Genomic DNA, 22790 nt, shown 5'->3' on the forward strand with positions numbered 1-22790 from the left:
AACACAGACGGCACCATCCGCCACGAGAACACCGGACCAGCCATGCGACACACCCATCAGGAGCAGGATGTTGCACTCACCGATGTGACCCACCTAGTGAATTTGGCCGTCAGCGCGGGTCGATGAAGAGGTCGAGCTGGATGTCGTCGCCGCCGTACGGCGTGAGGTCGGTGACGCCGGCCTCACGGAGCACGTCGACGTCGATCAGCGCCTGTCCGGTGAGCTCGCTCGCCGGCCGGGTCAGGATCGCCATCGCGGCATCGGCCACGATCTCGGGTGAGCGGGCCTTGGACACCGCCTCGTCGCCGCCGAGCAGGTTCTGGACGGCGGCGGTTGCGATCAAGGACTCCGGCCAGAGGCAGTTGGCGGCGATGCCGGCATCGGCGTACTCCGCCGCCCAGCCGAGAGTCAGCAGCGACATGCCGTACTTGGCCAGCGTGTACGCCGGGTGCGCGCCGAGCCACTGCGGCGACAGGTTGAGCGGCGGCGACAGGCTCAGGATGTGCGCGTTGGCGGACTTGCGCAGGTGCGGGAGCGACTTGCTGGTGAGCAGGTAGGTGCCGCGCAGCTGGATCTGGGTCATCAGGTCGAAGCGCTTGACCGGGAGGTGCTCGGTGCCGGCCAGGGCGATCGCGGAGGCGTTGTTGACGACGATGTCGATGCCGCCGAACCGCTCGACCGTCTGCGCCACGGCGCGGTCCACCGACTCCTCGTCGCGGACGTCACCGACGACCGCGAGCGCCTGGCCGCCGGCGTCGGTGATCTCGGCGGCCGCGGTGTGCACGGTGCCGGGCAGCCGCGGGTCGGGCTGGTCGGTCTTGGCGAGGATCGCGACGTTGGCGCCGCGTCGGGCGGCCGCAAGAGCGATGGCGAGGCCGATGCCGCGGCTGCCGCCCGACATCAGCATCGTCTGTCCGGCGAGGGTCTGTTCTGTCATCTGTTCCTCCTGGTGGGTTCAGTCGAAGGAGCCGTGGCGGCCGGCGCCCGCTCGGAAGCGCTCCAGGCCGGCCGCCACGTGCGCGAGGGACGCCAGGCCGTGCTCGTACTCGACGCCGAGCGCGTCGGACTCGGGCAGCGACCAGGCATCGAGGGCCGCGGCGCGGTCGCCGCGCATGCACTCCTGGGGGAACTCCGCGATCGAGGCGGCGAGCCGCTCAGCCTCCTTGCGGGCCCAGCCGGGCGCCACCACGCGGTCGGCGAGACCGATCGCAAGCGCCTCCTCGGCCTCGACCGGGCGGCCGGTCAGGATCAGGTCCATCGCCCGGCCGGCGCCGACCAGCCGCGGCAGCCGGACGGTGCCGCCGTCGATCAGCGGCACGCCCCAGCGCCGGCAGAACACCCCGAAGACCGCGTCGGCAGCGACCACGCGCAGGTCGCACCAGATCGCGAGCTCCAGGCCGCCGGCCACCGCGTGGCCCTCGACGGCGGCGATCACCGGCTTGCTCAGCCGCATCCGGCTCGGTCCCATCGGACCGTCGGTGTCGCGGTCGTAGGCCGGGTCGATCCGGTTGCCGCGCTCGGTCGCTGCGGCATGCAGATCGGCACCCGCGCAGAACGTCCCGCCGGCGCCGTACAGCACGGCGACGGAGGCGGTCTCGTCGGCGTCGAAGGCGCGGAACGCGTCGGCCAGTGCGGCCGCCGTCGGGCCGTCGACCGCGTTGCGTACTTCGGGCCGCTCCAGGATCACCGTGGTGACTGGGCCGTTGTGCTCGGTGCGCACACTCATGAACGACGAGGCTAGCCCTCTTGTATGAAGAAGTGAATCAGTGGTTCACTCTTTGACATGGCCTACCGGCGTACCCCCGCGATCCAGGAGCGGCTCGACGCGCAGCGGGACACGATCGTCGCCGCGGCGATCGCACAGCTCACCGAGGAGGGGTACGCCGCGTGCTCGATCGCCGCCGTCGCGGCCCGTGCCGGCGTCGCGACCGGCACCGTCTACCGCCACTTCAGCAGCAAGAGCGAGCTCGCCGTACTCATCTTCCGGACCGTGGTGAGCCGCGAGGTTGAAGCCGTCGCCGCCGCGGCCGCGGCGCCGGGCACCCCTGAGGAGCGGGTGCGGGCGGTGATCGAGACCTTCGGCGGCCGGGCGATCAAGGCTCCGCGACTCTCCGCCGCACTGCTCGCCGAGCTGGTCGACCCGGCGGTGGAGGCGGAGCGGATCGCCTTCCGGCGGGCGTTCCGTGACATCTTCGCCCAGCCGATCGCCGACGGAGTCGCGGCAGGCGTACTGCCCGACCAGGACCCGCAGCTCACCGCCGCCGCCCTGATCGGCGCCGGCACCGAAGCGCTGCTCGGTCCGCTCGGCACCGCCCACCCCGACCCCGCCACCCTCCCGCACCTCACCGCCTTTGTGCTCAGAGCGATTGGAGCCCCCGCTTATGCCAACTCATGAGGTCACCAACCAGGTCCCGCCGCTGGCAGGACACGACATCGCCGACTACCCCGTGCTGCTCGACGCCGTCGAGCGCGAAGGCGCCCGCTGGGCGCTCGACGAGGTCCACGAGCTCGGCCGGCTGGCCGGCACCGCCGAGGTGCAGGAGTGGGGCCGGCTGGTCGAGAAGAACTCGCCGGTGCTGCGCACCCACGACCGCTACGGCCACCGCGTCGACGAGGTCGACTTCCACCCGAACTACCACGACCTGATGACCGTGGCCGTCGAGCACGGCATCCACGCCGCGCCCTGGGCCGACTCGCGACGAGGTGCCCACGTGGCGCGCGCCGCCAAGCTCTTCGTCTGGGGCGCCGCCGATCCGGGCCACCTGTGCCCGATCTCGATGACGTACGCCGCGGTGCCGGCACTGCGGGCCGCGCCGGACCTGGCCGCGACGTACGAGCCGCTGCTCACCGCGTCCACCTACGACTACGGCCTGCGCGTTCCGAGCACCAAGCAGGCGGTGATCGCCGGCATGTCGATGACCGAGAAGCAGGGCGGCTCCGACGTGCGCGCCAACACCACCCGGGCCACCCCACGGCCGGACGGCTCCTACGAGCTGGTCGGCCACAAGTGGTTCACGAGCGCGCCGATGTCGGACTTCTTCCTGACCCTCGCCCAGGCGCCGGGCGGGCTGTCCTGCTTCTTCGTGCCGCGGGTGCTGCCCGACGGCAGCCGCAACCCGATCCGGCTGCAGCGGCTCAAGGACAAGCTCGGCAACCGCTCCAACGCCTCCTCCGAGATCGAGTACGACGGCGCCTCGGCGTGGCTGGTCGGCGAGGAGGGCCGAGGCGTGCCGACGATCATCGAGATGGTCAACATGACCCGGCTCGACTGCACCGTCGCCTCCGCCGCGGGCATGTGGTTCGGCGTACTCCAGGCGGGCCACCACACCCGGCACCGCTCGGCGTTCGGCAAGCTGCTCGTCGAGCAGCCGCTGATGACCAACGTGCTCGCCGACCTGGCCGTCGAGGCGGAGGCGGCCGCGATCACCGCGATCCGGCTGGCCGGTGCGGTCGACCGAGCCGTCCGCGGTGACGAGTCCGAGGTGCTGTTCCGCAGGATCGGCCTCGCGGTCTCGAAGTACTGGATCTGCAAGCGCGCCCCGGTTCACGCCGGCGAGGCGCTCGAGTGCCTCGGTGGCAACGGGTATGTCGAGGAGTCCGGGCTGCCGCGGCTCTACCGCGAGGCGCCGCTGCCCTCGATCTGGGAGGGCTCGGGCAACGTCGCCGCGCTGGACACGCTGCGCGCGATGGCTCGCCAGCCCGAGGCCGTCGGTGCGTTCTTCGACGAGGTGGCGCTGGCCGCCGGCGCCGACGCCCGGCTCGACGACGCGGTCGCGCGGGTGCAGAAGGACCTGAGCGCGCTCGACGACATCGAGTACCGCGCCCGCCGAGTCGTGGAGCAGATGGCGCTGGTGCTGCAGGGCTCGCTGCTGGTGCGGCACGGCGATCCGGCCGTCGCCGACGCGTTCTGCGCGAGCCGCCTGGGCGGCGACTGGGGCGTCGCGTTCGGCACCCTGCCGACCGGCGTCGATGTCGGCCGGATCATCTCCCGGACCGCCGTCGACGCAGGCGCCTGATGAGCGCCGTACCGCTGCGCACCGAGACCGCCGACGGGGTGCGCTCGATCGTGCTGTGCCGGGCCGAGGAGTACAACACGATCACCATCGAGCTCCGGGACGCGCTGGCCGCCGCGATCGACGAGGCCGACGCCGACCCGGAGGTCCGGGTGATCCTGCTGCGCGCGGAGGGCCCGGCGTTCTGCGCCGGCTACGGCCTGGACTGGTCGACCGAGCTGCAGGCCTCCGAGCAGGCGCTGCTCGGCGACCGGGTGTGGGACTCCGCGATGGACCTGCGGGAGATGTCGCGGTTCGTCGACGTCTACATGAAGCTCTGGTACGCCGCGAAGCCGACGATCTCGGCGGTGCAGGGCTGGTGCATCGCCGGCGGCACCGACCTGGTGCTCTGCTCCGACATCATCATCGCCGGCGAGGGCGCGAGATTCGGCTACCCGCCGTCGCGGGTATGGGGCACGCCGACGACCGCGATGTGGGTCTACCGGCTCGGCTTCGAGAAGGCCAAGCGCTACCTGCTCACCGGTGACGAGATCCCGGCCCCGGAGGCGGCGCGGATCGGGCTGATCCTGGAGACGGTGCCGGACGACCAGCTGACCGAGCACGCGATGGCGTTCGCGAAGCGCATGGCCCAGGTCCCGGGCAACCAGCTGCAGATGCTGAAGCTGATGTGCAACCAGCCCGCCGAGAACATGGGCATCGCCTCGGCCCGCACCCTCGGCATCCTCTTCGACGGCGTCGCCCGGCACACCCAAGAGGGCCACGACTTCGTGGCACGGTCGGCCGAGATCGGCATCCGGGAGGCGGTCCGCGAGCGGGACGACCCGTTCGGCGATTACGGCTCCCGACCGCGGTGACTCCTCGGGTGAGACGAGTGCGCATGTAATCGGGATCATAGACAATGGTGGATCTCACCGATCAGCGGTGAACTGTTATGCATGGACAAGACCACCGCACTCCACATGCTCCTAGGCTGGGCCGCCAGCCTGACGCTGGTGACCGTCGCGGCGGTCCTCGCCTCTCCCGCCGCCAGCTTCGTCGCCGACGCCATCCCGGTCGCCGCCGCGCCGCTCCGGCTCACCGAGTTCGCCGTACTGCCGGCCGACGTCCGCGACGGCCTCGCCCGCCGGCTCTCGGTCCTCCGCACCTTCTTCCTCGCCGGCCCGCCGTCCTGCTGCCACCGCGCCTGAGCCGGATCCAACCCCAGTGAGACGCAGGCGCATGCCCTCGATCGCAATAGCGATGGCGGAGGAGGACCCAGGTCCGCTGGGATAGGGCTATGACCACCACGCGCACCGCGCTTCTCCTGCTCGCCACCATCTGCTCCGGCTACGCCGCCGGCCTGTTCACCACCTACGCCAGCACCGTGATGCCGGGTCTGACCTCGACCGACGACAAGACGTTCGTGGGCGCCTTCCAGGCGCTGGACCGGGCGGTCATCAACTGGCACACGATGCTGATCCTGTTCGGTACGCCGCTGCTGGTGATCGGCGCGATCGCGGTCGACCGCAGTACGCCGGTCGTCTGGTGGCTGGTGGCCGCGCTGGTCCTGATGATCGCCACGATCCTGATGACCGGTGCTGTCAACGTGCCGCTCAACGACGCGATCAAGGCGGCCGGCGACCCCGACAAGATCGACGTCGCCCAGGTACGTGCGGACTTCCGCGAGGGCTGGTGGCAGGCCTGGAACTGGGTCCGTGTGGTGACCACGGGCGCCACCTTCGCCTGCCTCGCGTGGGCCTTGGTCCTGCTCGGTCGCGCCACGGGCTGACCGCGAACCTACGCCGCGCGGCGTACGCCGAGTTACGCCGCGCAGCGGATGTCCGGACGGGTGCTGACGACCACGCTTGAGGCAAGAGTCAACCCGAGAAGGAGATCCGAGATGTACAGCACTCTGCCTGCAACGGCGACCGAGGCGGTCACGGCCGCCACCGTCGCGCCGTACGACCATCACGACGACGACTGGGACGGCCCGCCCGGACCGGTCTTCGTCATCTTCCCGATCTTCTGGCTGCTGGTCTTCGGCACCCTGGCGTACGTCGCCTGGCGCTACGTCAGCCGCAGCGGCACCCGCGCCGGCGAGGCGGCACTGGCCCAGCGGTTCGCCGCGGGCGAGATCGACGCCGACGAGTACGCCGCGCGTCGCGCCGTCCTGCGCGACCGGAAGTGAGCCGAGCCCGGGGTCCGGAAAGCGGGCCTCGGGCTCGCCTTTTCCCTGGTCGGATCGAGATATTCACCAACAATCCCTTGTGGGCGATAGACACCATTTGTCCGAATCCGATTGGGTAGGTCTATTGAGTTGTTGACCTACTCGGAGGACACCGATGACCGTCACTTCGGCTGCGCCGGCCGCGGCCCCCGCCACGGTCGGCGCACCTGCCGGCACCCACCACAGCACCCACCACGGCGCACGCGCTGGCGCACATGCCGGCGCCGTACCCTCCCGCCTGTTCAGCCAGGGCCTGATCGGCCTGACCAGGATCGCGCTCGGGTTCGTCTTCCTGTGGACGTTCCTCGACAAGACGTTCGGCCTCGGCCACGCGACACCGCGGGATCAGGCATGGCGGGAGGGCGTCTCGCCGACCAGCGCCTTCCTCTCCAGCCGCGACGGCATCTTCGGCGAGCTGTTCAGACCGCTGGCCGGACAGGCCTGGGTCGACTGGGCGTACATGGTCGGCATGGCCCTGGTCGGCACCTCGCTGATCCTGGGCATCACGATGCGGCTGGCCGCGGTGGGCACGGTCTGCCTGATGGGCGCGGTCTACGTCGCCTCGCTGCCGCTGGAGCACAACCCGGTGGTCGACAAGCACCTCGTGTACGCCGGCAGCGCGATCACGCTGGCCCTGGTCGGCGCAGGTCGGAGCCTCGGCCTCGGCCGCTGGTGGACCGCGCTCCCGCCGGTCCGCAAGCTCCGCTGGCTCGGCTGACTGCACCAAGCCGGAAACTAGAACGTGTTATCGTTCGGCATGTCGTTGCGCGTCGTCGAATGGTCCACGGGCACCGTCGGCCGGCTGGCGGTAGCCGGCATCCTGGCCCGCCCCGAGCTGGAGCTGGTGGGCGTCTGGGTCTCCAGCTCCGAGAAGGACGGCAAGGACGTCGGCGTGCTGGCCGACCTCGGCCGCGAGCTCGGCCTGACCGCCACCACCGACAAGGACGCGCTGCTGGCGCTGAAGCCGGACTGCATCGTGCACACCGCGATGTCCGACGACCGGCCCTTCGAGGCGTTCGCGGACCTGCTGTCGTTCCTGGAGGCCGGGATCAACGTGGTGTCCAGCGGCCCGGTGTTCCTGCAGTACCCGCAAGGCGTGCTCAGCCCCGAGCAGGTCGCCGAGATCGAGGCTGCCGGCGAGCGCGGTCAGGCCAGCTTGCACGTCAACGGCATCGACCCGGGCTTCGCCAACGACCTGCTGCCACTCGTGCTGACCAGCCTGTCCCACCGGATCGACGAGGTCCGGGTCTCCGAGATCGCCGACTACTCGACGTACTACCAACCCGTCGTCAACGGTGAGATCTTCGGCTTCGGCAAGCCCGTGGACGAGGTCCCGATGCTGTTCCAGCCGGGGATCCTCGGCCTGGCCTGGGGCTCGGTGGTCCGGATCATCGCCGCGGGGCTGTGCCTGACCCTGGACGACGAGCTGGTCGAGACCGTCGAGCACGGCGTGCACGACGCCGACATCGACACCGTGTCCGGCCATATCCCGAAGGGCACTCGCGCCGGTGTCCGGTTCACCCTCGCCGGCACCGTCGACGGCACGCCGCGGGTGGTGCTGGAGCACGTTACCCGCAACCACCCCGAGATGATGCCGGAGTGGCCGCGCCCGCTCGAGGGTGACGGCATCTACCGCGTGGAGATCACCGGCGACCCGTACCTGAAGCTCGACCTCACCCACCACGGCGAGCACGGCGACCACAACGACTCGGGGATGCTGGTGACCGCGATGCGCCTGGTCAACTCCGTCGAAGCCGTCTGCGCCGCGCCAGCCGGGCTGGTCACCGCCCTCGACCTGCCCCTGGTCACCGGCCGCGGCCTGGTGGCTCGCTGACCCCTCTTCCGTATGTGACATCAACTATGTAACATCAAGGATGTCGCATTGCTACGAGAGAGGCATCCTGCCCATGGCCACGAGCACCGCCGAGCGGCTCCTCGACTCCTCCGAGCAGCTCTCCTACGACCCCGTCGTCGAGGTGGACTGGGACACCCCGCTCGACAAGGACTTCCACGGCATGAGCCCCGAGTGGTGCTCGCTGTACGGCACGGCGTACTGGTCGGAGCTGACCGAGGAGCAGCGCAAGGAGCTCACCCGCCAGGAGGCCGCGTGCGTGGCCAGCACTGGCATCTGGTTCGAGATGATCCTGCAGCAGATGATGCTGCGCGACTTCTACGCCAAGGATCCGACCGACGCCGGCTTCCAGTGGGCGCTCACCGAGATCGCCGACGAGTGCCGGCACTCGATCATGTTCGCCCGTGGAGCCGCCAAGCTCGGCGCCCCGGCGTACCGCCCGCATCGCTTCGTGGTCGAGCTCGGCCGCGCCTTCAAGTCGATCGCCTTCGGCGAGGCGGCGTACGCCGCGATCCTGGTCGCCGAGGAGGTCCTCGACGTGATGCAGCGCGACTGGATGCGCGACGAGCGGGTGGTGCCGTTCGTGCGCACCATCAACAACATCCACGTCGTCGAGGAGTCGCGGCACATGAAGTTCGCCCGCGAGGAGGTCCGCCAGCACCTCGCAGGCGCCGGCTGGGTACGCCGTCAGATCAGCGCGCTGGTCGTCTCGATCGCGTCGTTCTTCATCGTCAGCAGCATGTTCAGCAAGCAGGTCTACAAGCACGCCGGCCTGGACGTGAGGCGGGCGACGCGGGAGGCCAGGGCGAACCAGCACCACAAGTCGACGATGCGGTCCAGCTGTGCCGGGCTGATGGAGTTCCTCGGCTCGGTCGGACTGCTCACCAGGCCGGCGCGGTTCTTCTACCAACGCACCAACCTGCTCTGATGGCCTTCGCGATCACCCAGACCTGCTGCAGTGACGCCACATGCGTGTCGGTCTGCCCGGTCAACTGCATCCACCCGACGCCGGAGGAGCGGGCGTTCGGCTCCACCGAGATGCTGTACGTCGACCCGAAGTCCTGCATCGACTGCGGCGCCTGCGCCGACGCCTGCCCGGTGGACGCGATCTTCCCGGTCGAGTCTCTGATGGGTCCGATGAAGGAGTACGCCGAGATCAACGCGGCCTACTTTGAGCAGGTCGACCCGACGCCGGTCACGGAACCGGCGCCGCTGTTCCACGAGTGGGAGGCGCCGACCTTCGACCGAGTGCTGCCCTCGGACTTCAAGGCGCTGCGGGTCGCGATCGTCGGCACCGGTCCCGCCGCGATGTACGCCGCGGAGGACCTGCTGCTGAACACCCCCGCCGAGGTCACGCTGGTCGAGCGACTGGACGTCCCCGGCGGCCTGGTGAAGTGGGGTGTCGCGCCGGACCACCCGTCGACCAAGAAGGTCGGCGAGTCCTTCGCCCGGCTGCTCGACCACCCGCGCTCCCGGCTGCACACCGGCGTCGAGGTCGGTCGCAACCTCAGCCATGAGGAGCTGGCCGCCCACCACGACGCGGTCATCTACGCCGTCGGCGCCTCGACCGACAGGCGGCTCGGGATCGAAGGCGAGGACCTCGTCGGCAGCGTCGCCGCGACCCGGTTCGTGGCCTGGTACAACGGCCACCCCGACCTCGCTCCCGACGCCTTCGAGCTCTCCGCCGAGCGGGTGGTCGTGGTCGGCAACGGCAACGTCGCGGTCGACGTGGCCCGGATCCTCGCCGCCGACCCCGCCACTCTCGAGGGCACCTCGATCGCGCCGCACGCGCTCGAGGCGCTGCGCGCCAGCAAGGTGCGCGAGGTGGTGCTGCTCGGCCGCCGCGGCCCGGACTGCGCGGCGTATACGACCTCGGAGCTGCGCGCGCTCAAGCACCTCGACGGCGTCGACCTGGTCGTCGATGATCATGACCCGGCGGTCGGTGGCACCATCGATGCCGCCTTCCGCGGCGATAAGGCTGCCGTCCTGCAAGGCGTACGACGCGAGCGGATCGAGTACGACGCCGCGCCACCGCCCGGCCGCCGGATCGTGCTCCGCTTCAACTCCGCCCCCGAGGCGATCGCGGGTGACCAGGAGGTCCGCGCGGTCCAGGTCAGCGGTGGTCAGGAGCTCCCGGCGGGCCTGGTGATCCGGGCCATCGGCTACCGCGGCCGGCCCGTCGCCGACCTGCCGTTCGACGAGGCCACCGGTACCGTCCCGCACGACGCCGGCCGGGTGCACGGCTGCGACGCGACGTACGTCGTCGGCTGGATCAAGCGCGGCCCGTCCGGCGGGATCGGGGCCAACCGCGGCTGCGCCGAGGAGACCGTCGGCACCCTGCTCGCCGACGCCGTGGCCGGGCGGCTGCCGGCGCCCAGTGGCAGCCCGCGCTCGTTCCGCCGGCTGGCCCGACGCGCGAGCCGCACTTAGGAGAGCAGCTTCTCCAGGTCCACCGGTATCGCGTCGGTCGGCAGCGAGATCAGGGCGGAGACCAGCGCCTTCACGCAGAGCTCGCGGACCTCCTCGCGCGGAACGTCGGGCTGGTCGAGCCACTCCAGGCAGGCGGTCCGGTTGAACATCTGCCAGGCCCGGATCGTGATCACCAGCAGCGCGCTCGGCGTACCCGACGGCACCAGCACGGCAAGGATCCGCTCCTCCTGGGCGTGCTGGTTGCGCTCGATCAGGTCGAGCACGTGCTGGTCGCCCCCGACGGCCGCGCGCATGATCGCGCGCATGCCGTGCTGGTCCTGCTGGAAGTGCCGCAGGTAGGCGTCGATGCCGTGCCTGAGCTGCTCGATCGGGGTCAGGGCCGGATCGGGTGCAGTGGCCGCAAGCATCGAGTCCAGCGCCCGCTCCACCAGTGAGGCGAAGAAGACCCGCTTGGTCGGGAAGTAGTGGTACAGCAGCCCGCGGGAAACGCCGGCCATCTCGGCCACCCGCTCGATGTGCACCTGCTCGTAGGGCTCGTCCGCGAACAGCTCCGCCCCGAGATCGAGCAGCTGTCCGCGCCGCTGGTCGGGAGAGAGGCGGGTACGGGCCATGGGCGGCATGCTACTTGACATTGGTTCAGTAGGTGGAGCAGGCTAACTGAACTGACTTCTAGTAAGAGCCCAGCCACGAGGAGCGACGATGGCCAACACCTGGTCGGGGCAGCGACTGCCGACCCCCGAGGGCCGGCGCCCGGTCTTCGGCCATGTGTTCCAGCTCGACCGCCGGGCGGTCGTGCAGAGCATCCTGCGCCTCACCGAGGGCCTGGGACCACTGGTCGAGATCGACATCCTCGGCCAGCGCTTCGTCTTCGTCACCGGCGCCGAGCTCGCCCGCGAGTTCAACGACGAGACCAGGTTCCGCAAGTCGCTGCCGCCCGGGATCCTGGCCCTCCGCTCGTTCGCCGGCGACGGCCTGTTCACGGCGTACTCCGACGAGCCCAACTGGCAACTGGCCCACGACCTGCTCGCGCCGGCGTTCACCAAGGCCGCGATGCAGAGCTACCACCCGGTGATGCTGGGAGCCGCGTCGGAGCTGATCGACAAGTGGGACCGCGCGCCCGGTCCGGTCGACGTCACCGCCGACATGACCCGGCTGACGCTGGAGACCATCGGCCGGACCTCGTTCGGCCAAGATTTCGGCTCGTTCGAGCGCGACGAGCAGCACCCGATGGTCGGCGCCATGCTGGCCGCGCTGACCACCGGCCAGCGGATGGCCGGCACCACGGCGCTGCCCGGCGTCGGTCGCCTGCTCCGCCGTCGGCTCGAGCGGAAGGTGGCCGACCAGATCGGGTACGCCGAGCGGTTCGTCGACGACGTCATCGCGCGGCGGCGGGCGGCCGGTGACGCGCACCGGCACGACCTGCTCGGCATCATGCTGGACGACGCCCACCCGGAGACCGGGGAGCGGCTGAGCGACGTGAACATCCGCTACCAGGTGCTGACCTTCCTGGTGGCCGGCCACGAGACCACCTCGGGCGCGCTGTCGTTCGCGCTCTACTACCTCTCGCGCAACCCCGAGGTGCTGCGGAAGGCACAGGCGGAGACCGACGCGATCCTCGGCAGTGACCCGGACGCCGAGCCGACATACGACCAGGTCGCGCGCTTCCGTTACCTGCGCAAGGTCCTCGACGAGGCGCTGCGGCTGTGGCCGACCGCGCCGGGCTACGGTCGCGGACCCCGCGAGACCACTGTGCTCAGCACCGGGCACACGATGACGCCCGAGGACACCGCGATCATGATGCTGCCAGCTGTCCACCGGGACCCCGAGGTGTGGGGTCCGACCGCGGACCAGTTCGACCCGGAGCGGCCGCGGCCCAAGCTCGGCGGGGCGTCGAACCGGCCGTTCGGCACCGGGGAGCGCGCCTGCATCGGCCGCCAGTTCGCGCTGCACGAGGCGGTGCTGGTGCTGGCCCGGCTGCTGCACCGCTACGACCTCGCCGGCGACCCGTCGTACCGGCTCAAGGTCAGCGAGCGGCTGACGCTGGTGCCGAAGGGGTTCGAGCTCACCGTGACCCGGCGTACGCCGGGAGCCGCCGAGGCCCCGATCGAGGCCGAGGACGAGGCGCCCGCGGTGTGCCCCTTCACCGGGCAGCCGGCGAGCTGACCTCCGCGTCGGTCCAGAACCTCAGCAGGATCTCGGCGGTCTGCTCGGGCGCCTGCTCGGGAATCCAGTGGCTGACCCCGGGCAGCTCGTGGAACGAGTACGGCGCGTCGACGTACCGCTCGGTCAGCTCGCAGCCGCGGCGCCCGAGCGCGGCGTCGGCGTCGCTCCAGATCAGCGTGGTCGGGACGGTCACCTTGAGCCGCAGGTCGCTGGGGCTGGCGAACGGCATCGCCCGGTACCAGTTGAGCGCCCCGGTGAGCGCGCCGGTGTCGAGCACCTCGGCGTGGACCCGGTCCAGGCCCGCCCGGTCGAGCCCGGTCTTGGCGAGCAGCCGGTCGCTGCGGCCGCCGCGCTGGCGCAGCAGCCGCTCCGGCAGCCGCGGCGGCTGGAAGGCGAGGAAGTACCACGAGCGGCGGGCCTGGTCGCTGCTGAGCATCGACCTCATGAACGCGCCCGGGTGGGCGACGGAGAGCGCTGCCATGCTGCGCAGCCGCTCCGGGTGCCGCGCGGCGTACGCCCAGGCGACCGCGGCACCCCAGTCGTGGCCGACCAGGTGCACCGGGCCGGCGTCGAGGCGCCGGATCAGCGCGTCGACGTCGCCGACCAGCTTCGAGGACCGGTACGCTGTCCGGCCGCGCGGCCTGGCACCGGGCGAGTAGCCGCGCTGGGTGGGTGCGATCGTGCGGTAGCCGGCCTCGTGCAGCAGCGGCGACAGCTGGTCCCACTCCGCCGCCGTCTGCGGGAAGCCGTGCAGCAGCACCACCGCCTCACCGTCGATCGGACCGGTGTCGGTGACGTCGAACTCGAGGCCGTCGTGGCTATAAGACATCAGTCGTGTCATATATCCACGGTAGAGGGCGGCAGCGCTCCCGGGCGTCCTACCCAGGGCGGATTTCCGGCGTGTCCGGAATAGCCGTCCCGGCCCGGCGTTCCTCTCATGTGACCAGTACCCAGAAGACACCGGTGCCCCTGACCGAGGAAGCCCGCCGCCTGCTCGACGGGAAGAACTTCGCCACCGTGGCCACCATCGGCCGCGACGGCTCGCCTCAGACCTCGGTGGTCTGGATCGGCCGCGACGGCGACGACGTCGTGTTCTCCAGCCGCGAGGACCGGCAGAAGGTGCGCAACCTGGCTCGCGACCCGCGGATCAGCGTCTCCCTCTTCGACGCCGAGAACCCCTATCGGGCGGTCGACATCCGCGGCACCGCCGAGCTGGTGCCGGACCCCGACCGGGCACTCGGTCAGCGGCTGTCGCAGAAGTACCTCGGCGAGGACCCGCCGCCCGAGCCCCCGGAGGTACGCCGGGTGATCGTGCGGGTGACTCCCGACAAGGTCACCGGCTTCCGCGCCTGACCAACGCCGGACTGGAAGGGCGAAATGAGCACTGGGAGGGCGATATTTCGCCCTCCCAGTGCCGGTTTCCCCGGCCAGCCGGGGAAACCTCCCCGTTAGCTCAGACCTTGATCAGACGCGGGTCCTCGTCATCGTCCGGGTCGCCGACCTTCTGCTGCTGCAGGTGCGGCCGGTGCAGGTTCTCACCTTCGACGTCGACGTTCGGCAGGATCCGGTCCAGCCACGTCGGCAGCCACCAGGCCTTCTCGCCCATCAGGTACATCAGCGCCGGGATCAGCGCCATCCGCACCACGAAGGCGTCGAAGAAGACCGCGATGGCGAGCGCGAAGCCCATCGACTTGCCGACCGGGTCGTCGGTCAGCATGAACGCGGCGAACACCGAGATCATGATGACGGCCGCGGCCGAGACCACCCGGGCGCTGTTGCGGAAGCCGTCGATGACCGCGTCGCGGGTGGACATGCCGTGGACGTGCGCCTCCCGCATCCGGGTCACCAGGAACACCTGGTAGTCCATCGCGAGGCCGAACACGAGCCCGATCAGGATGATCGGCATGAAGCTCACGATCGGCTGGCCGTCCATGAAGCCGAACGTGCCCTCCTGGAAGATCGCGACCGTCGCGCCCAGCGTCGCGAGCACCGACAGCAGGAAGCCGAGGGTTGCGGTCAGCGGGACCAGGATCGAGCGGAACACGAGCATCAGCAGCAGGAACGCCAGCCCGATGACCACCGCGAGGTAGAGCGGCAGCGCGTCGGCCAGCCGCTCCGACACGTCGACGGTGATCGGGGTCAGGCCGGTCACGCCGGTCGTGGTCCCGGTCTCCGCCTCGATGGCGTCCTGGCCGTCGCGCAGCTCGGCGAGCAGGTCCTCGGTCGCGACCTCGTCCGGCCCGGTCTCGGGCGTGATCATCACCAGCGCGCCGGTCTCGTCCTCGTTCATGCCGCCGACCTGGGCGTTGGCGACACCGTCGTGGCTGCCGACCCACGCGACGTACTCGCCGATGGCCTTGCCGCGGTTGGTGTCCGACACCTCCCGAGCGTCGACGACGGCCAGCATCGGGCCCTCGCGGCCCGGGCCGAAGCCCTCGGTCATCAGGTCCGACGCCTTGCGGGCAGTGGTGTCGGGCGACGCGGTGCTGTCGGTCGGGAAGGCCAGGTGCAGGTCCTTCATGGGTACGGCGAGCGCGCCAAGCCCGACAACCACCAGCAGCACCACGGCAAGCGGCGCCCGGCCGACCAGCCGCGCCCAGCGGACGCCGTTGTTCACGATCCGGCCGTCGGCCTCACGCTTCGGACGGTACTTGCGGAACCGGCCACCGAACGCCTTCGACTTGAGCAGGCCGAGCAGCGCCGGCAGCAGGGTCAGCGCGACGAGTACGGCGATCAGCACGGTCGCGGCGGCCGCGAAGCCCATCGCGGTGAGGAACGGCATCCGGACCACGGCCAGCGCGGAGAGCGCGATCAGCACGGTCAGGCCGGCGAAGACCACGGCGGAGCCCGCCGTACCGACCGCGATGCCGGCAGCCTCCTCTCGATCATCGGTGTGCTCGAGCTCGGCTCGGTAGCGGGCCAGGATGAACAGCGCGTAGTCGATGCCGACCGCGAGACCGACCATCGAGGCCAGGATCGTGGTCGACGAGCTGACGTTGGTAAACGCGGTCATCGCGGTGACACCGGTGAGCCCGAGCCCGACGCCCCACATCGCGGTCACGATCGGGATACCGGCGCTGACGGCCGCGCCGAAGGTCAGCAGCAGCACGACCAGGGCGAAGCCGATGCCGATCAGCTCGGACTCGCCGCCCGGCGGCTCCTGGTTGGTCATGCCGGCGCCGTTGGCCTCGATCTGGAGCCCGTCGGTGCGGTGCTCGTCCATGATCTCGACGATCGCCTCGCGGGTCTCCGGCTTGACGTCCATCACCGTCTTGACGTCGAACTCCCAGGTGATGGTGCCGATCCGGCCGTCCTCGGACAGCGGCGACAGGGCGTCGGCGTTGGACTGCGCGACGTCGGCCGGCGTGCCCTGCTCGTTGGCCATGTCCAGGATCTGCTTCTCCTGGGTGGGTGCCGCGGCGACCGGGTTGAGCAGCGGACGCTCGGGGTCGCTCGGCATCTGCGGCGCGTTGTTCAGGTCCGCGATCAGCGCGTCGACGGCCTTGGCGTACGTCGGCTCCGAGAGCGTGTGGCCCTTGGGTGCGGCGACGACGAGGTTGACGTTGGCCTCGTCGAAGGCGTCCTTCGAGTTCGGGAACAGCTCGGACTGGAGGTCGGCCGCTTCCTGCGACGGGATGCCCGGCACGGAGAAGTCGTCCGACAGGGGCTTGGACATGGTGCCCGCGACGGTGGCGACGCTGGCGAACAGCACGAACCACGCCGCGAGGAAGATCGGCCACCGGCGGTAGGCGGTCTTGCCAAGCCGGTAGAGCAGGGTTGCCATGGTGTTTGGACTCCTGGTTGTGGGTGGGCCCGCGCCACGGTCGGCGGCGCGGAGTCTGGGTGGTGGAGGGGTCTACTGCGCCAGCAGCTCGCGCGCGATGCGCAGGTTGTCGGCGTACACCTCCGACAGCGGCCGGTCGTCGGCATCTGCCACGTAGTGGTCGAGGGTGAGGTCGAACAGGGCCGCCAACATCCGGATGGCGACCCGGGCACGCGTCTCGTCGAACTTCGCACCCTCGCGGGTCCGGATCTCCTCGACGAACGCGTCGGTCATGTGGGTGAACCTCTCGTGGCAGGCGAGGAGCAGCCGCGGCGAGCTCATCAGCACTCGCTGCATCTGAGCCACCTCGTCGCGCGAGAGGTCCTTGGTGTCCAGCAGCTGCCCGGCGAGTACGCCGAGGTCGCTGATCAGGTCACCGTGGGGACCGCCGGCGTGGAACTCGGCCAGCAGGTCCGGATCGAGGTCGGGGTGTACGCCGAGAACGGCGTCGATCTTGCTGGGGAAGTAGTTGAACAGCGTCCGGCGAGAGACGCCCGCGCGCGCGGCGAGGTCGTCCATTGTGAAGCCCTCGAGCCCGTGGGTCTCGGTCAGCAGGCGCGCCGACGACGTGATCTGCTTCGTCGTCGCGTAGCGCTTGGCCTCCCGATGCCCGCATTCGAGTGCACTCTTTCCCATAGAGTGCAGTATTGCACTCTGGTGGTAACGAGTGCAAAACGGCGTCCGCCAACCTGAAGGTTTCCCGAAGGGTTCGGGCAGATGCTGCTTGCATGCGCCCTCCCACCACATCCCAGACAGGAACCGCCATGCCTCGATTGCGCACCCGCCTGGCCGCCACCGCCGCCGGCGCCCTGACCGTCGTACTCACCGCCGCAGGTGGCTCGGCCGCCGTCCCAGTCTCGCCGCCGGGGCCGAACCTCTTCCCGAACCCCAGCTTCGAGAACCCTCAGATCGCCGCCAACTCCTTCAAGATCTACAACCACGGTTCAAGCGTGGGCGGCTGGCTGGTCAAGTCGGAGGCGAAGGGCAACGTCGACGTCATCAACGGCACCCGCCTGAACACGGCCTGGGGCGAGCAGTCGCTCGACCTCAACGGCACCTCGAAGGGCGGCATCTGCCACAAGCTGGTGCTGACCAGGGGCGCGAAGTACCGGCTGTACTTCCGCTACTCCGGCAACCCGCACCACGGTGGCAGCTTCGGGCCGGCGGTCAAGGGCGTCCTGGTCACCGCGAACTACAACAACACCTACATGGTGACCAAGAACCTGTCGTACGACGTCACCGGCAAGACCCAGGCCGACCCCGGCTGGAAGTCCTCGCTCACCTACTTCACCTCGCCGGTCACCGACAACTACCACGTGTGCTTCCAGGCGACCACGCCTGGCACCGCCGGCCTGGTCCTCGACACGATGTCGCTGCGTCGCGTCTTCCAGTGACACAGGTCGTCCCCTGAGCGAGCGCATGAGGCTCCCCTCAGGGGACGACTCATGTTCCGGATGCCAGCGCTGAGGCATTGGCAAACCACCGGCGAGCGAGCAGGATTCGCTGCACCCGTTGACCGCGGGACATTTCGGAAAGGCAGACCCATGAATCGATACCTGCAACGACTCGTGGTTGCCACAGGCGCGATCACCCTCGCGCTCGGCAGCGCCTCGGCCGTGGCCCATGACGACCACGGTGGAACCTGGGACCCGAGCCCCATCAGCAACACCAAGAACCTCCATCTCATTGGAAGCGCCCCCAAGACCAGCGAGGTTCGGAGCTACCGCAACTCCGACCTTGCCTTCCAGGGCAACCTCACCTTCGCCGGCAACTACGACGGCTTCCGGGTGATCGACATGTCCGAGCCAGGCAGCCCGGTCGTCGTCAGCGACGTGAGCTGCCCCGGCGCCCAGCACGACATCTCGGTGTGGAAGAACCTGATGTTCCTGTCGATCGACACCCCGTTGACAGCCCCCGAGTGCGGGAGCCCTCGCGCCGTGGACGCCGACGGTCATGCCATCGCGGGCTTCGAGGGCATCCGGATCTTCGACATCAGCAACCCGGCGAACCCGGCGTACGTCGGGGGAGTGGCGACCGACTGTGGCTCGCACACCCACACGGTCGTGCCCGACACGGCGGACCCGTCGCGTGTCCTGCTGTATGTGGCGTCCTACCCGTCCGGGACTGCAGACCTCCCGCCGTCGACGTACGGCAACCAGTGCGACAAGACCGGCAACCAGCACAGCCAGATCTCGGTCGTGGAGGTCCCGCTCGCCAACCCCGCCGCTGCATCGGTAGTGAGCGAGCCGAGGTTCGAGCTGAATGACTACCGAGGGATCGCGGGCAACCGCGGCTGCCACGACATCAGTGTCTTCACCGGGATCGAGCGGGCGGCCGCGGCATGTCGTGGCGAGGGCCAGATTTGGGACATCAGCGACCCGGAGCAGCCGACGACCATCGCGCGCATCCAGAACCCGCACGTCGACTTCTTCCACAGCGCGACTTTCACCTGGGACGGTAAGACGGTGCTGTTCGGTGACGAGGCCGGAGGCGGTGTGTCGCCCCGGTGCCGCACTGTCGACCCGTCCACGTTGGGTGCGATCTGGATCTACGATCTGGCGTCCCTCGACAACCAGGACGGCACGACCGTGGAGCCGTGGCAGAGCCACTTTAAGGTCCCGAGGGTCCAGGGCGACGGGGCCCGCTGCACGATGCACAACTTCAACGTGCTGCCGATCCGGGGCCGGTACGTCGCGGTCTCGGCGGCGTACTCCGCGGGTACGACTGTGTTCGAGTTCACCGACACCAGCAACCCCGTGGAGGTTGGGCACCAGGACCCGCACGGCGCCAACACCTGGTCGTCGTACTGGTACAACGGCTTCGTCTACACCAATGACACCGGTCGCGGCGTCGACGTACTCCTGCTCTCCGACAAAATGCGCGCGGCCGCCAAGCGGCTGCCGTACCTGAACCCGCAGACCCAGGAGCACGTGATCGACTGACAGACGGGAGGCCCGGGCAGAGCCCGGGCCTCCTTCACCTTCAAGGACAGCTGGTCAGCTGCCGCCTCCTCCACAGCCGCCGCCTCCACCGCAGCTACTGCCACCGCCGCAGCTGCTTCCACTGTCGCCCGACGAGCTCGAGCAGGAGTTGACGAAGGTGCCGCTGGAGTCGTAGTAGCCGCGCCGCCGGCGGCGGCCGCCTGAGCTTGCGAGCACGATGACGAACACAACGATCACGAAGAAGAACGCGAACATCACCATCGCGATCGCCCCGAAGATGATCAGTGCCTCCATGACATCCTCCCAAGTCTCGGCTGCAGCCTGCCCATCTAGGAGCCACCCCCGCAGCCGCCCCCGCCGCACGAGCTGCCGCCCCCGCACGAGCTGCCGCCGCTGCAGGAGGCGCCGCCGCCCCCTCCGTCCCAGAAGCCGCTGCCACGGCCCCGCCCGCGTCGCCTGCCGGAGTTGGTCAGGCCCACCATTGCGCTGATCAGGATCGCGATGAGAATCACCATGATGACTAGTTCGCCCATGACCGTTCCCCCTTCGTTCGGGTCCGGCAGGCCAGCCGCCAGACCGTGTTGCCGATCCCGACGGCCAGCGTGTGCCGGCCGCCGATCTTCACCCAGGCCACGCGGCGTACTCCGTCGTACACCTCGTGCAGCCTGAGCCACTCCGCCAGCTCGTCGTCCGACGCGCCGGTGTGCTGTCGCAGGTGGTCGACGAAGGCGAGCACGTCGTCGTGCGCGCAGCCGGCCTGCGGATGTTCGCCGGCCCAGGCGTGGAAGTGCTGCCGCCAGCCGGGTAGGAACTGGAGCTCCTCGGCGGCGCGCAGGGCCGCGTCGGAGCGCTTGCGATGCAGCACCCTCGTGGTCATCGCGGTGCCGCGGGCGTCGAAGCCGTCGGGCAGGCGACCGGCCAGCAGGTCGTCGAGTACGCCGCGCTGCCGGGCCGCGAGGGCCTCGCGGGTGGAATCCAAGTCAGCCATGGCTCACCTCCCGTGCCACGGCCCGGCGGAGTGCGTCGTACTCCGGCCGGACCACCTCCGGTGTCACGTCGGTGTCGCGCTCGAGCATCACGCCCGGCAGCGGGCCGTCGGTGTAGAGCCCGGCCAGCTCGGTCAGCAGGTCGAGCACCGGCTCGACCATGTCGTGGCCGTGCGTGTCGAGGTAGAGGTTCTCTCCATCGACCGTGCGGAACTCGCCGCCGGCGATGTGCACGTAGGCGACCGCCTCCAGCGGGAACCGGCGCAGGTCCGCGCCGGCGTCACTACCGCGGGCGGTCGCGCTGGCGAACAGGTTGGCGACGTCGAGCACCAGGCTGACGCCGGTGCGCTCGACCAGCTCGGTGAGGAAGTCGGCCTCGTCGATGGTGTCCTCGGGCCAGGTGAACAGCGCGGCGATGTTCTCGACCGCCAGCGGCACCGGCAGCGCGGCCTGTGCGGCCCGGACGTTCGCGACCAGTACGTCGAGCGACTCCCGGGTGCGCGGCGGCGGCAGCAGATGGCCGGCCTCCAGCACGTCCGGGTGTAGCGCGTCGGGGGTGTCGGCGGCGCGGACGAAGGCGACGTGCTCGCTGACCAGCGGGCTGTCGAGCGCGCCGGCCAGGTCGGCGAGGTGGCGCAGCCGGTCCGGGTCGGGCAGCTCCGCCCCACCCAGGCCGAGGGTCACGCCGTGGGGCACGATCGGGACCGGCAGGGCGCGCAGCTCGTCCGGGATCCGGTCGGGGTGCATGTTCTCGGCGATCACCTCGGTGAAGCCGAGGTCGCCGGCGACGGCGTACTCGAACAGCAGCTCGGCGATCGTTGGCCGCCAGGCGACAGCTGTGCCTCGAAGCCTCATTCGGACCACCTCCCGTGGGTCTCCCTTGCCTCGTACGGCGACGGTAGCGGGCGTGTGTGTCCATTCCCTGGGCGTCGCCCGGGCAAACGGTGGGCAGTATCAGGCGTCTGCGGTGGCCGGCTGCGGCGTCTCCGTGCGGACCCACCAGATGCCGCTTGCGAGCAGCACCAGCCCACCCGCGCCCGACAGAGCGAGCGGGACAGCGACCTCGGTGCTGAGGACCACGGCAAGCACGATGACCGCGATCGAGAACGCCGCCCACAGCGGTGCCAGCCAGGCGAACCGTCGCCAGGCAGGCGAGAGCACCCGGGCGCTGCGGCCACCGAACTGCAGCAGGTTCCGGTAGCCCCGCTTGTGCCACTTCGGCAGCGACGCCGGGTTGTCGGTGACCGGCGCGACCTCGAACCCGTGACGCTGGGAGTACGCCGTCAGGTCGGCCGGCTCGAACCAGGCCGGGATGTCGATGGGTGAGCGCCCGCGGGCGGTGACCAGCAGCCCGTGGCGCGGTCGGCCGGCGTCGGCGGGCAGGTCGTACGGGCGGAGGGTCAGCCGGTCGCGGCCGCCGAGCGGGTGCCGGCCCAGCAGGTCGACGACGACCACATCGGCGGGCTCGACGTGCACCGCGACGCCGTGCTGGCGGCGCGGCCGGAGCGCGTCGGACTCGGGAGGCCGGCGCAGCGAGGCCCACAGCAGACCGAGCGGCGGCCCGAGCACCGCACCGAGCAGCAGCGAGCCGAAGCCGGCGATCGCGACACCGACCTCGGCGAGTCCGCTGACCCCGCGGCTGATCGCGAGCACCACCCACGGGAAGACCAGCAGCATCGCGCCCAGCGTCATCGCCGCCAGCACCCACTGCCGGCGCGGTGCGACCTGCACGTCTCTCCGCCCTAGTCGCGAGCGGTGCTCGGCGGCGCGCCGTACACGAGCGGGACGTAGTCGGCGTGCTCACGGATCCAGCTCTTGACGAACGGGCACAGCGGCAGCACCTGCCGCTTGCCGGCGGCGCGGACGTCGTCAAGGGCGGCCTGCACGATCGCCGAGCCGACGCCGCGGCCCTCGAACTCCGGCTCCACCTCGGTGTGGGTGAACACCACGAGCTGGTCGGTCAGCTGGTACTCCGCGAACCCGGCCAGCCGGTCGTCGCACCAGCCTTCGTAGCGGTGCCGCTCCTGGTTGTGCTCGACCCGGACGTCGCTGGCGTCGGTCACGCCGGGCTCAGCTCGAAGCGAGCGCGCTCGCTCTCGGGCACGAGGTCGAGGTAGTCGGGGTTCTTGGCGATGAAGCCCTTCACGTACGGGCAGAACGGGAGTACGGCGAGCCCGCGGGCGCGGACGTCGTCCAGCGTCTGCGTCACTAGCACCTTCGCTAGCCCACGCCCCGCGAACGCCTCGACGGTCTCGGTGTGGACCAGCGCGATCCGGTCGCCGTCGAGGCGGTACCTCACGAACCCGGCCAGCTGCCCGTCCTCCCACACCTCGTAGCGATGTGCGTCCGGGTTGTCCTTCACCTCAGCCATGGCG

Annotated in this window: 26 protein-coding genes; 14 read left to right on the plus strand and 12 right to left on the minus strand. The window is 70.3% G+C overall.

Annotation, left to right across the window (positions count from 1 at the left end; translation table 11 throughout):
* Positions 1 to 109: 109 nt before the first annotated feature.
* Both DDV73_RS00005 and DDV73_RS00010 read right to left on the minus strand, forming a co-directional pair.
* The gene (locus tag DDV73_RS00005; RefSeq protein ID WP_109505198.1) at positions 110 to 937 is read right to left on the minus strand and encodes an SDR family oxidoreductase; all 828 of its coding nucleotides are present in this window, start codon (positions 935 to 937) and stop codon (positions 110 to 112) included.
* Positions 938 to 955: 18 nt separating this feature from the next.
* A complete protein-coding gene (locus DDV73_RS00010; protein WP_109505199.1) occupies positions 956 to 1726 on the minus strand; it encodes a crotonase/enoyl-CoA hydratase family protein in 771 nt (256 codons plus the stop codon).
* 57 nt (positions 1727 to 1783) lie between these two features.
* Here DDV73_RS00010 and DDV73_RS00015 point away from each other — a divergent pair, with 57 nt between their 5' ends.
* The 10 genes from DDV73_RS00015 to DDV73_RS00060 all read left to right on the plus strand — a co-directional run bounded on the left by DDV73_RS00015 (position 1784) and on the right by DDV73_RS00060 (position 10501).
* Positions 1784 to 2395 carry a TetR family transcriptional regulator gene (locus DDV73_RS00015; RefSeq protein WP_109505200.1) on the plus strand — a complete coding sequence of 204 codons (612 nt, stop codon included), beginning with the start codon at positions 1784 to 1786 and terminating at the stop codon, positions 2393 to 2395.
* Complete coding sequence (locus tag DDV73_RS00020) at positions 2382 to 4016, plus strand: acyl-CoA dehydrogenase family protein (protein WP_109505201.1); 1635 nt, start codon at positions 2382 to 2384, stop codon at positions 4014 to 4016. Before DDV73_RS00015 ends, DDV73_RS00020 begins: the two co-directional genes overlap by 14 nt.
* Positions 4016 to 4867, plus strand: coding sequence for a crotonase/enoyl-CoA hydratase family protein (locus DDV73_RS00025; protein WP_109505202.1), 852 nt, complete (start codon positions 4016 to 4018; stop codon positions 4865 to 4867). Before DDV73_RS00020 ends, DDV73_RS00025 begins: the two co-directional genes overlap by 1 nt.
* A gap of 81 nt (positions 4868 to 4948) precedes the next feature.
* Positions 4949 to 5200, plus strand: coding sequence for a hypothetical protein (locus DDV73_RS00030; protein ID WP_109505203.1), 252 nt, complete (start codon positions 4949 to 4951; stop codon positions 5198 to 5200).
* 89 nt (positions 5201 to 5289) lie between these two features.
* Complete coding sequence (locus tag DDV73_RS00035) at positions 5290 to 5781, plus strand: anthrone oxygenase family protein (RefSeq protein ID WP_109505204.1); 492 nt, start codon at positions 5290 to 5292, stop codon at positions 5779 to 5781.
* A 111-nt stretch (positions 5782 to 5892) separates the two neighbouring features.
* On the plus strand, positions 5893 to 6180 hold the full coding sequence (locus DDV73_RS00040) for an SHOCT domain-containing protein (RefSeq protein ID WP_109505205.1): 288 nt from the start codon (positions 5893 to 5895) through the stop codon (positions 6178 to 6180).
* A 154-nt stretch (positions 6181 to 6334) separates the two neighbouring features.
* Positions 6335 to 6937: a hypothetical protein gene (locus DDV73_RS00045; protein WP_109505206.1), complete on the plus strand. Its 603-nt coding sequence runs from the start codon at positions 6335 to 6337 to the stop codon at positions 6935 to 6937.
* A 39-nt stretch (positions 6938 to 6976) separates the two neighbouring features.
* Positions 6977 to 8053, plus strand: coding sequence for an NAD(P)H-dependent amine dehydrogenase family protein (locus DDV73_RS00050; protein WP_109505207.1), 1077 nt, complete (start codon positions 6977 to 6979; stop codon positions 8051 to 8053).
* A 73-nt stretch (positions 8054 to 8126) separates the two neighbouring features.
* Complete coding sequence (locus DDV73_RS00055; RefSeq protein WP_109505208.1) at positions 8127 to 8999, plus strand: AurF N-oxygenase family protein; 873 nt, start codon at positions 8127 to 8129, stop codon at positions 8997 to 8999.
* Positions 8999 to 10501, plus strand: coding sequence for an FAD-dependent oxidoreductase (locus DDV73_RS00060; protein WP_109505209.1), 1503 nt, complete (start codon positions 8999 to 9001; stop codon positions 10499 to 10501). The genes DDV73_RS00055 and DDV73_RS00060 overlap by 1 nt, the downstream gene beginning before the upstream one ends.
* On the opposite strand, the gene DDV73_RS00065 is transcribed toward DDV73_RS00060, so the two are convergent.
* On the minus strand, positions 10498 to 11112 hold the full coding sequence (locus DDV73_RS00065) for a TetR/AcrR family transcriptional regulator (RefSeq protein ID WP_206050622.1): 615 nt from the start codon (positions 11110 to 11112) through the stop codon (positions 10498 to 10500). The two genes, DDV73_RS00060 and DDV73_RS00065, sit on opposite strands and share 4 nt — an antisense overlap.
* 88 nt (positions 11113 to 11200) lie before the next feature.
* Between DDV73_RS00065 and DDV73_RS00070 the strand changes: the two genes are divergently transcribed.
* Positions 11201 to 12664, plus strand: coding sequence for a cytochrome P450 (locus DDV73_RS00070; protein WP_109505211.1), 1464 nt, complete (start codon positions 11201 to 11203; stop codon positions 12662 to 12664).
* Here the strand turns inward: DDV73_RS00070 and DDV73_RS00075 are convergent.
* The gene (locus DDV73_RS00075) at positions 12642 to 13505 is read right to left on the minus strand and encodes an alpha/beta fold hydrolase (RefSeq protein WP_109505212.1); all 864 of its coding nucleotides are present in this window, start codon (positions 13503 to 13505) and stop codon (positions 12642 to 12644) included. The genes DDV73_RS00070 and DDV73_RS00075 overlap by 23 nt on opposite strands.
* A 122-nt stretch (positions 13506 to 13627) precedes the next feature.
* On the opposite strand from DDV73_RS00075, the gene DDV73_RS00080 reads away from it, so the two are divergent.
* Positions 13628 to 14017 carry a PPOX class F420-dependent oxidoreductase gene (locus DDV73_RS00080; RefSeq protein WP_109505441.1) on the plus strand — a complete coding sequence of 130 codons (390 nt, stop codon included), beginning with the start codon at positions 13628 to 13630 and terminating at the stop codon, positions 14015 to 14017.
* A gap of 100 nt (positions 14018 to 14117) precedes the next feature.
* Here the strand turns inward: DDV73_RS00080 and DDV73_RS00085 are convergent, their stop codons facing one another.
* Together DDV73_RS00085 and DDV73_RS00090 are read right to left on the minus strand one after the other, a co-directional pair.
* On the minus strand, positions 14118 to 16448 hold the full coding sequence (locus DDV73_RS00085; protein WP_109505213.1) for an MMPL family transporter: 2331 nt from the start codon (positions 16446 to 16448) through the stop codon (positions 14118 to 14120).
* Between the two features lie 72 nt (positions 16449 to 16520).
* On the minus strand, positions 16521 to 17123 hold the full coding sequence (locus tag DDV73_RS00090; protein ID WP_161962240.1) for a TetR/AcrR family transcriptional regulator: 603 nt from the start codon (positions 17121 to 17123) through the stop codon (positions 16521 to 16523).
* Positions 17124 to 17251: 128 nt separating this feature from the next.
* On the opposite strand from DDV73_RS00090, the gene DDV73_RS00095 reads away from it, so the two are divergent.
* Together DDV73_RS00095 and DDV73_RS00100 are read left to right on the plus strand one after the other, a co-directional pair.
* Positions 17252 to 17881: a hypothetical protein gene (locus DDV73_RS00095; protein ID WP_154402540.1), complete on the plus strand. Its 630-nt coding sequence runs from the start codon at positions 17252 to 17254 to the stop codon at positions 17879 to 17881.
* 150 nt (positions 17882 to 18031) lie between these two features.
* On the plus strand, positions 18032 to 19429 hold the full coding sequence (locus DDV73_RS00100) for an LVIVD repeat-containing protein (protein ID WP_161962241.1): 1398 nt from the start codon (positions 18032 to 18034) through the stop codon (positions 19427 to 19429).
* 54 nt (positions 19430 to 19483) lie between these two features.
* On the opposite strand, the gene DDV73_RS00105 is transcribed toward DDV73_RS00100, so the two are convergent.
* The 6 genes from DDV73_RS00105 to DDV73_RS00135 form a co-directional block, all read right to left on the minus strand.
* Positions 19484 to 19723: a hypothetical protein gene (locus DDV73_RS00105; protein ID WP_170125992.1), complete on the minus strand. Its 240-nt coding sequence runs from the start codon at positions 19721 to 19723 to the stop codon at positions 19484 to 19486.
* Positions 19724 to 19949: 226 nt separating this feature from the next.
* Positions 19950 to 20417 carry an SCO6045 C-terminal-like domain-containing protein gene (locus DDV73_RS00115; RefSeq protein ID WP_109505218.1) on the minus strand — a complete coding sequence of 156 codons (468 nt, stop codon included), beginning with the start codon at positions 20415 to 20417 and terminating at the stop codon, positions 19950 to 19952.
* Positions 20410 to 21270, minus strand: coding sequence for a multinuclear nonheme iron-dependent oxidase (locus DDV73_RS00120; protein WP_109505219.1), 861 nt, complete (start codon positions 21268 to 21270; stop codon positions 20410 to 20412). Before DDV73_RS00120 ends, DDV73_RS00115 begins: the two co-directional genes overlap by 8 nt.
* 99 nt (positions 21271 to 21369) lie before the next feature.
* Entirely contained in the window at positions 21370 to 22146 is a 777-nt protein-coding gene (locus tag DDV73_RS00125) for a hypothetical protein (protein ID WP_109505220.1), read from the minus strand.
* 11 nt (positions 22147 to 22157) lie between these two features.
* Positions 22158 to 22478 (minus strand): GNAT family N-acetyltransferase, encoded by a 321-nt coding sequence (locus tag DDV73_RS00130; RefSeq protein WP_109505221.1) that lies wholly within the window; start codon positions 22476 to 22478, stop codon positions 22158 to 22160.
* Positions 22475 to 22786: a GNAT family N-acetyltransferase gene (locus tag DDV73_RS00135; protein ID WP_109505222.1), complete on the minus strand. Its 312-nt coding sequence runs from the start codon at positions 22784 to 22786 to the stop codon at positions 22475 to 22477. The genes DDV73_RS00130 and DDV73_RS00135 overlap by 4 nt, the downstream gene beginning before the upstream one ends.
* Positions 22787 to 22790: the final 4 nt, after the last annotated feature.

Source organism: Nocardioides speluncae, from assembly GCF_003121585.1.
Classification (GTDB): domain Bacteria; phylum Actinomycetota; class Actinomycetes; order Propionibacteriales; family Nocardioidaceae; genus Nocardioides; species Nocardioides speluncae.

Bases quoted from the DNA above. Each gene is read 5' to 3' on its own strand.
- DDV73_RS00100 (WP_161962241.1), top strand. From the start codon at position 18,032: ATGAATCGATACCTGCAACGACTCGTGGTTGCCACAGGCGCGATCACC.
- DDV73_RS00020 (WP_109505201.1), top strand. From the start codon at position 2,382: ATGCCAACTCATGAGGTCACCAACCAGGTCCCGCCGCTGGCAGGACAC.
- DDV73_RS00135 (WP_109505222.1), bottom strand. From the start codon at position 22,786: ATGGCTGAGGTGAAGGACAACCCGGACGCACATCGCTACGAGGTGTGG.
- DDV73_RS00060 (WP_109505209.1), top strand. From the start codon at position 8,999: ATGGCCTTCGCGATCACCCAGACCTGCTGCAGTGACGCCACATGCGTG.
- DDV73_RS00075 (WP_109505212.1), bottom strand. From the start codon at position 13,505: ATGACACGACTGATGTCTTATAGCCACGACGGCCTCGAGTTCGACGTC.
- DDV73_RS00025 (WP_109505202.1), top strand. From the start codon at position 4,016: ATGAGCGCCGTACCGCTGCGCACCGAGACCGCCGACGGGGTGCGCTCG.
- DDV73_RS00120 (WP_109505219.1), bottom strand. From the start codon at position 21,270: ATGAGGCTTCGAGGCACAGCTGTCGCCTGGCGGCCAACGATCGCCGAG.
- DDV73_RS00090 (WP_161962240.1), bottom strand. From the start codon at position 17,123: ATGGGAAAGAGTGCACTCGAATGCGGGCATCGGGAGGCCAAGCGCTAC.
- DDV73_RS00115 (WP_109505218.1), bottom strand. From the start codon at position 20,417: ATGGCTGACTTGGATTCCACCCGCGAGGCCCTCGCGGCCCGGCAGCGC.
- DDV73_RS00070 (WP_109505211.1), top strand. From the start codon at position 11,201: ATGGCCAACACCTGGTCGGGGCAGCGACTGCCGACCCCCGAGGGCCGG.
- DDV73_RS00055 (WP_109505208.1), top strand. From the start codon at position 8,127: ATGGCCACGAGCACCGCCGAGCGGCTCCTCGACTCCTCCGAGCAGCTC.
- DDV73_RS00010 (WP_109505199.1), bottom strand. From the start codon at position 1,726: ATGAGTGTGCGCACCGAGCACAACGGCCCAGTCACCACGGTGATCCTG.
- DDV73_RS00005 (WP_109505198.1), bottom strand. From the start codon at position 937: ATGACAGAACAGACCCTCGCCGGACAGACGATGCTGATGTCGGGCGGC.
- DDV73_RS00045 (WP_109505206.1), top strand. From the start codon at position 6,335: ATGACCGTCACTTCGGCTGCGCCGGCCGCGGCCCCCGCCACGGTCGGC.
- DDV73_RS00015 (WP_109505200.1), top strand. From the start codon at position 1,784: ATGGCCTACCGGCGTACCCCCGCGATCCAGGAGCGGCTCGACGCGCAG.
- DDV73_RS00085 (WP_109505213.1), bottom strand. From the start codon at position 16,448: ATGGCAACCCTGCTCTACCGGCTTGGCAAGACCGCCTACCGCCGGTGG.
- DDV73_RS00105 (WP_170125992.1), bottom strand. From the start codon at position 19,723: ATGGAGGCACTGATCATCTTCGGGGCGATCGCGATGGTGATGTTCGCG.
- DDV73_RS00050 (WP_109505207.1), top strand. From the start codon at position 6,977: ATGTCGTTGCGCGTCGTCGAATGGTCCACGGGCACCGTCGGCCGGCTG.
- DDV73_RS00065 (WP_206050622.1), bottom strand. From the start codon at position 11,112: ATGGCCCGTACCCGCCTCTCTCCCGACCAGCGGCGCGGACAGCTGCTC.
- DDV73_RS00095 (WP_154402540.1), top strand. From the start codon at position 17,252: ATGCCTCGATTGCGCACCCGCCTGGCCGCCACCGCCGCCGGCGCCCTG.
- DDV73_RS00035 (WP_109505204.1), top strand. From the start codon at position 5,290: ATGACCACCACGCGCACCGCGCTTCTCCTGCTCGCCACCATCTGCTCC.
- DDV73_RS00040 (WP_109505205.1), top strand. From the start codon at position 5,893: ATGTACAGCACTCTGCCTGCAACGGCGACCGAGGCGGTCACGGCCGCC.
- DDV73_RS00030 (WP_109505203.1), top strand. From the start codon at position 4,949: ATGGACAAGACCACCGCACTCCACATGCTCCTAGGCTGGGCCGCCAGC.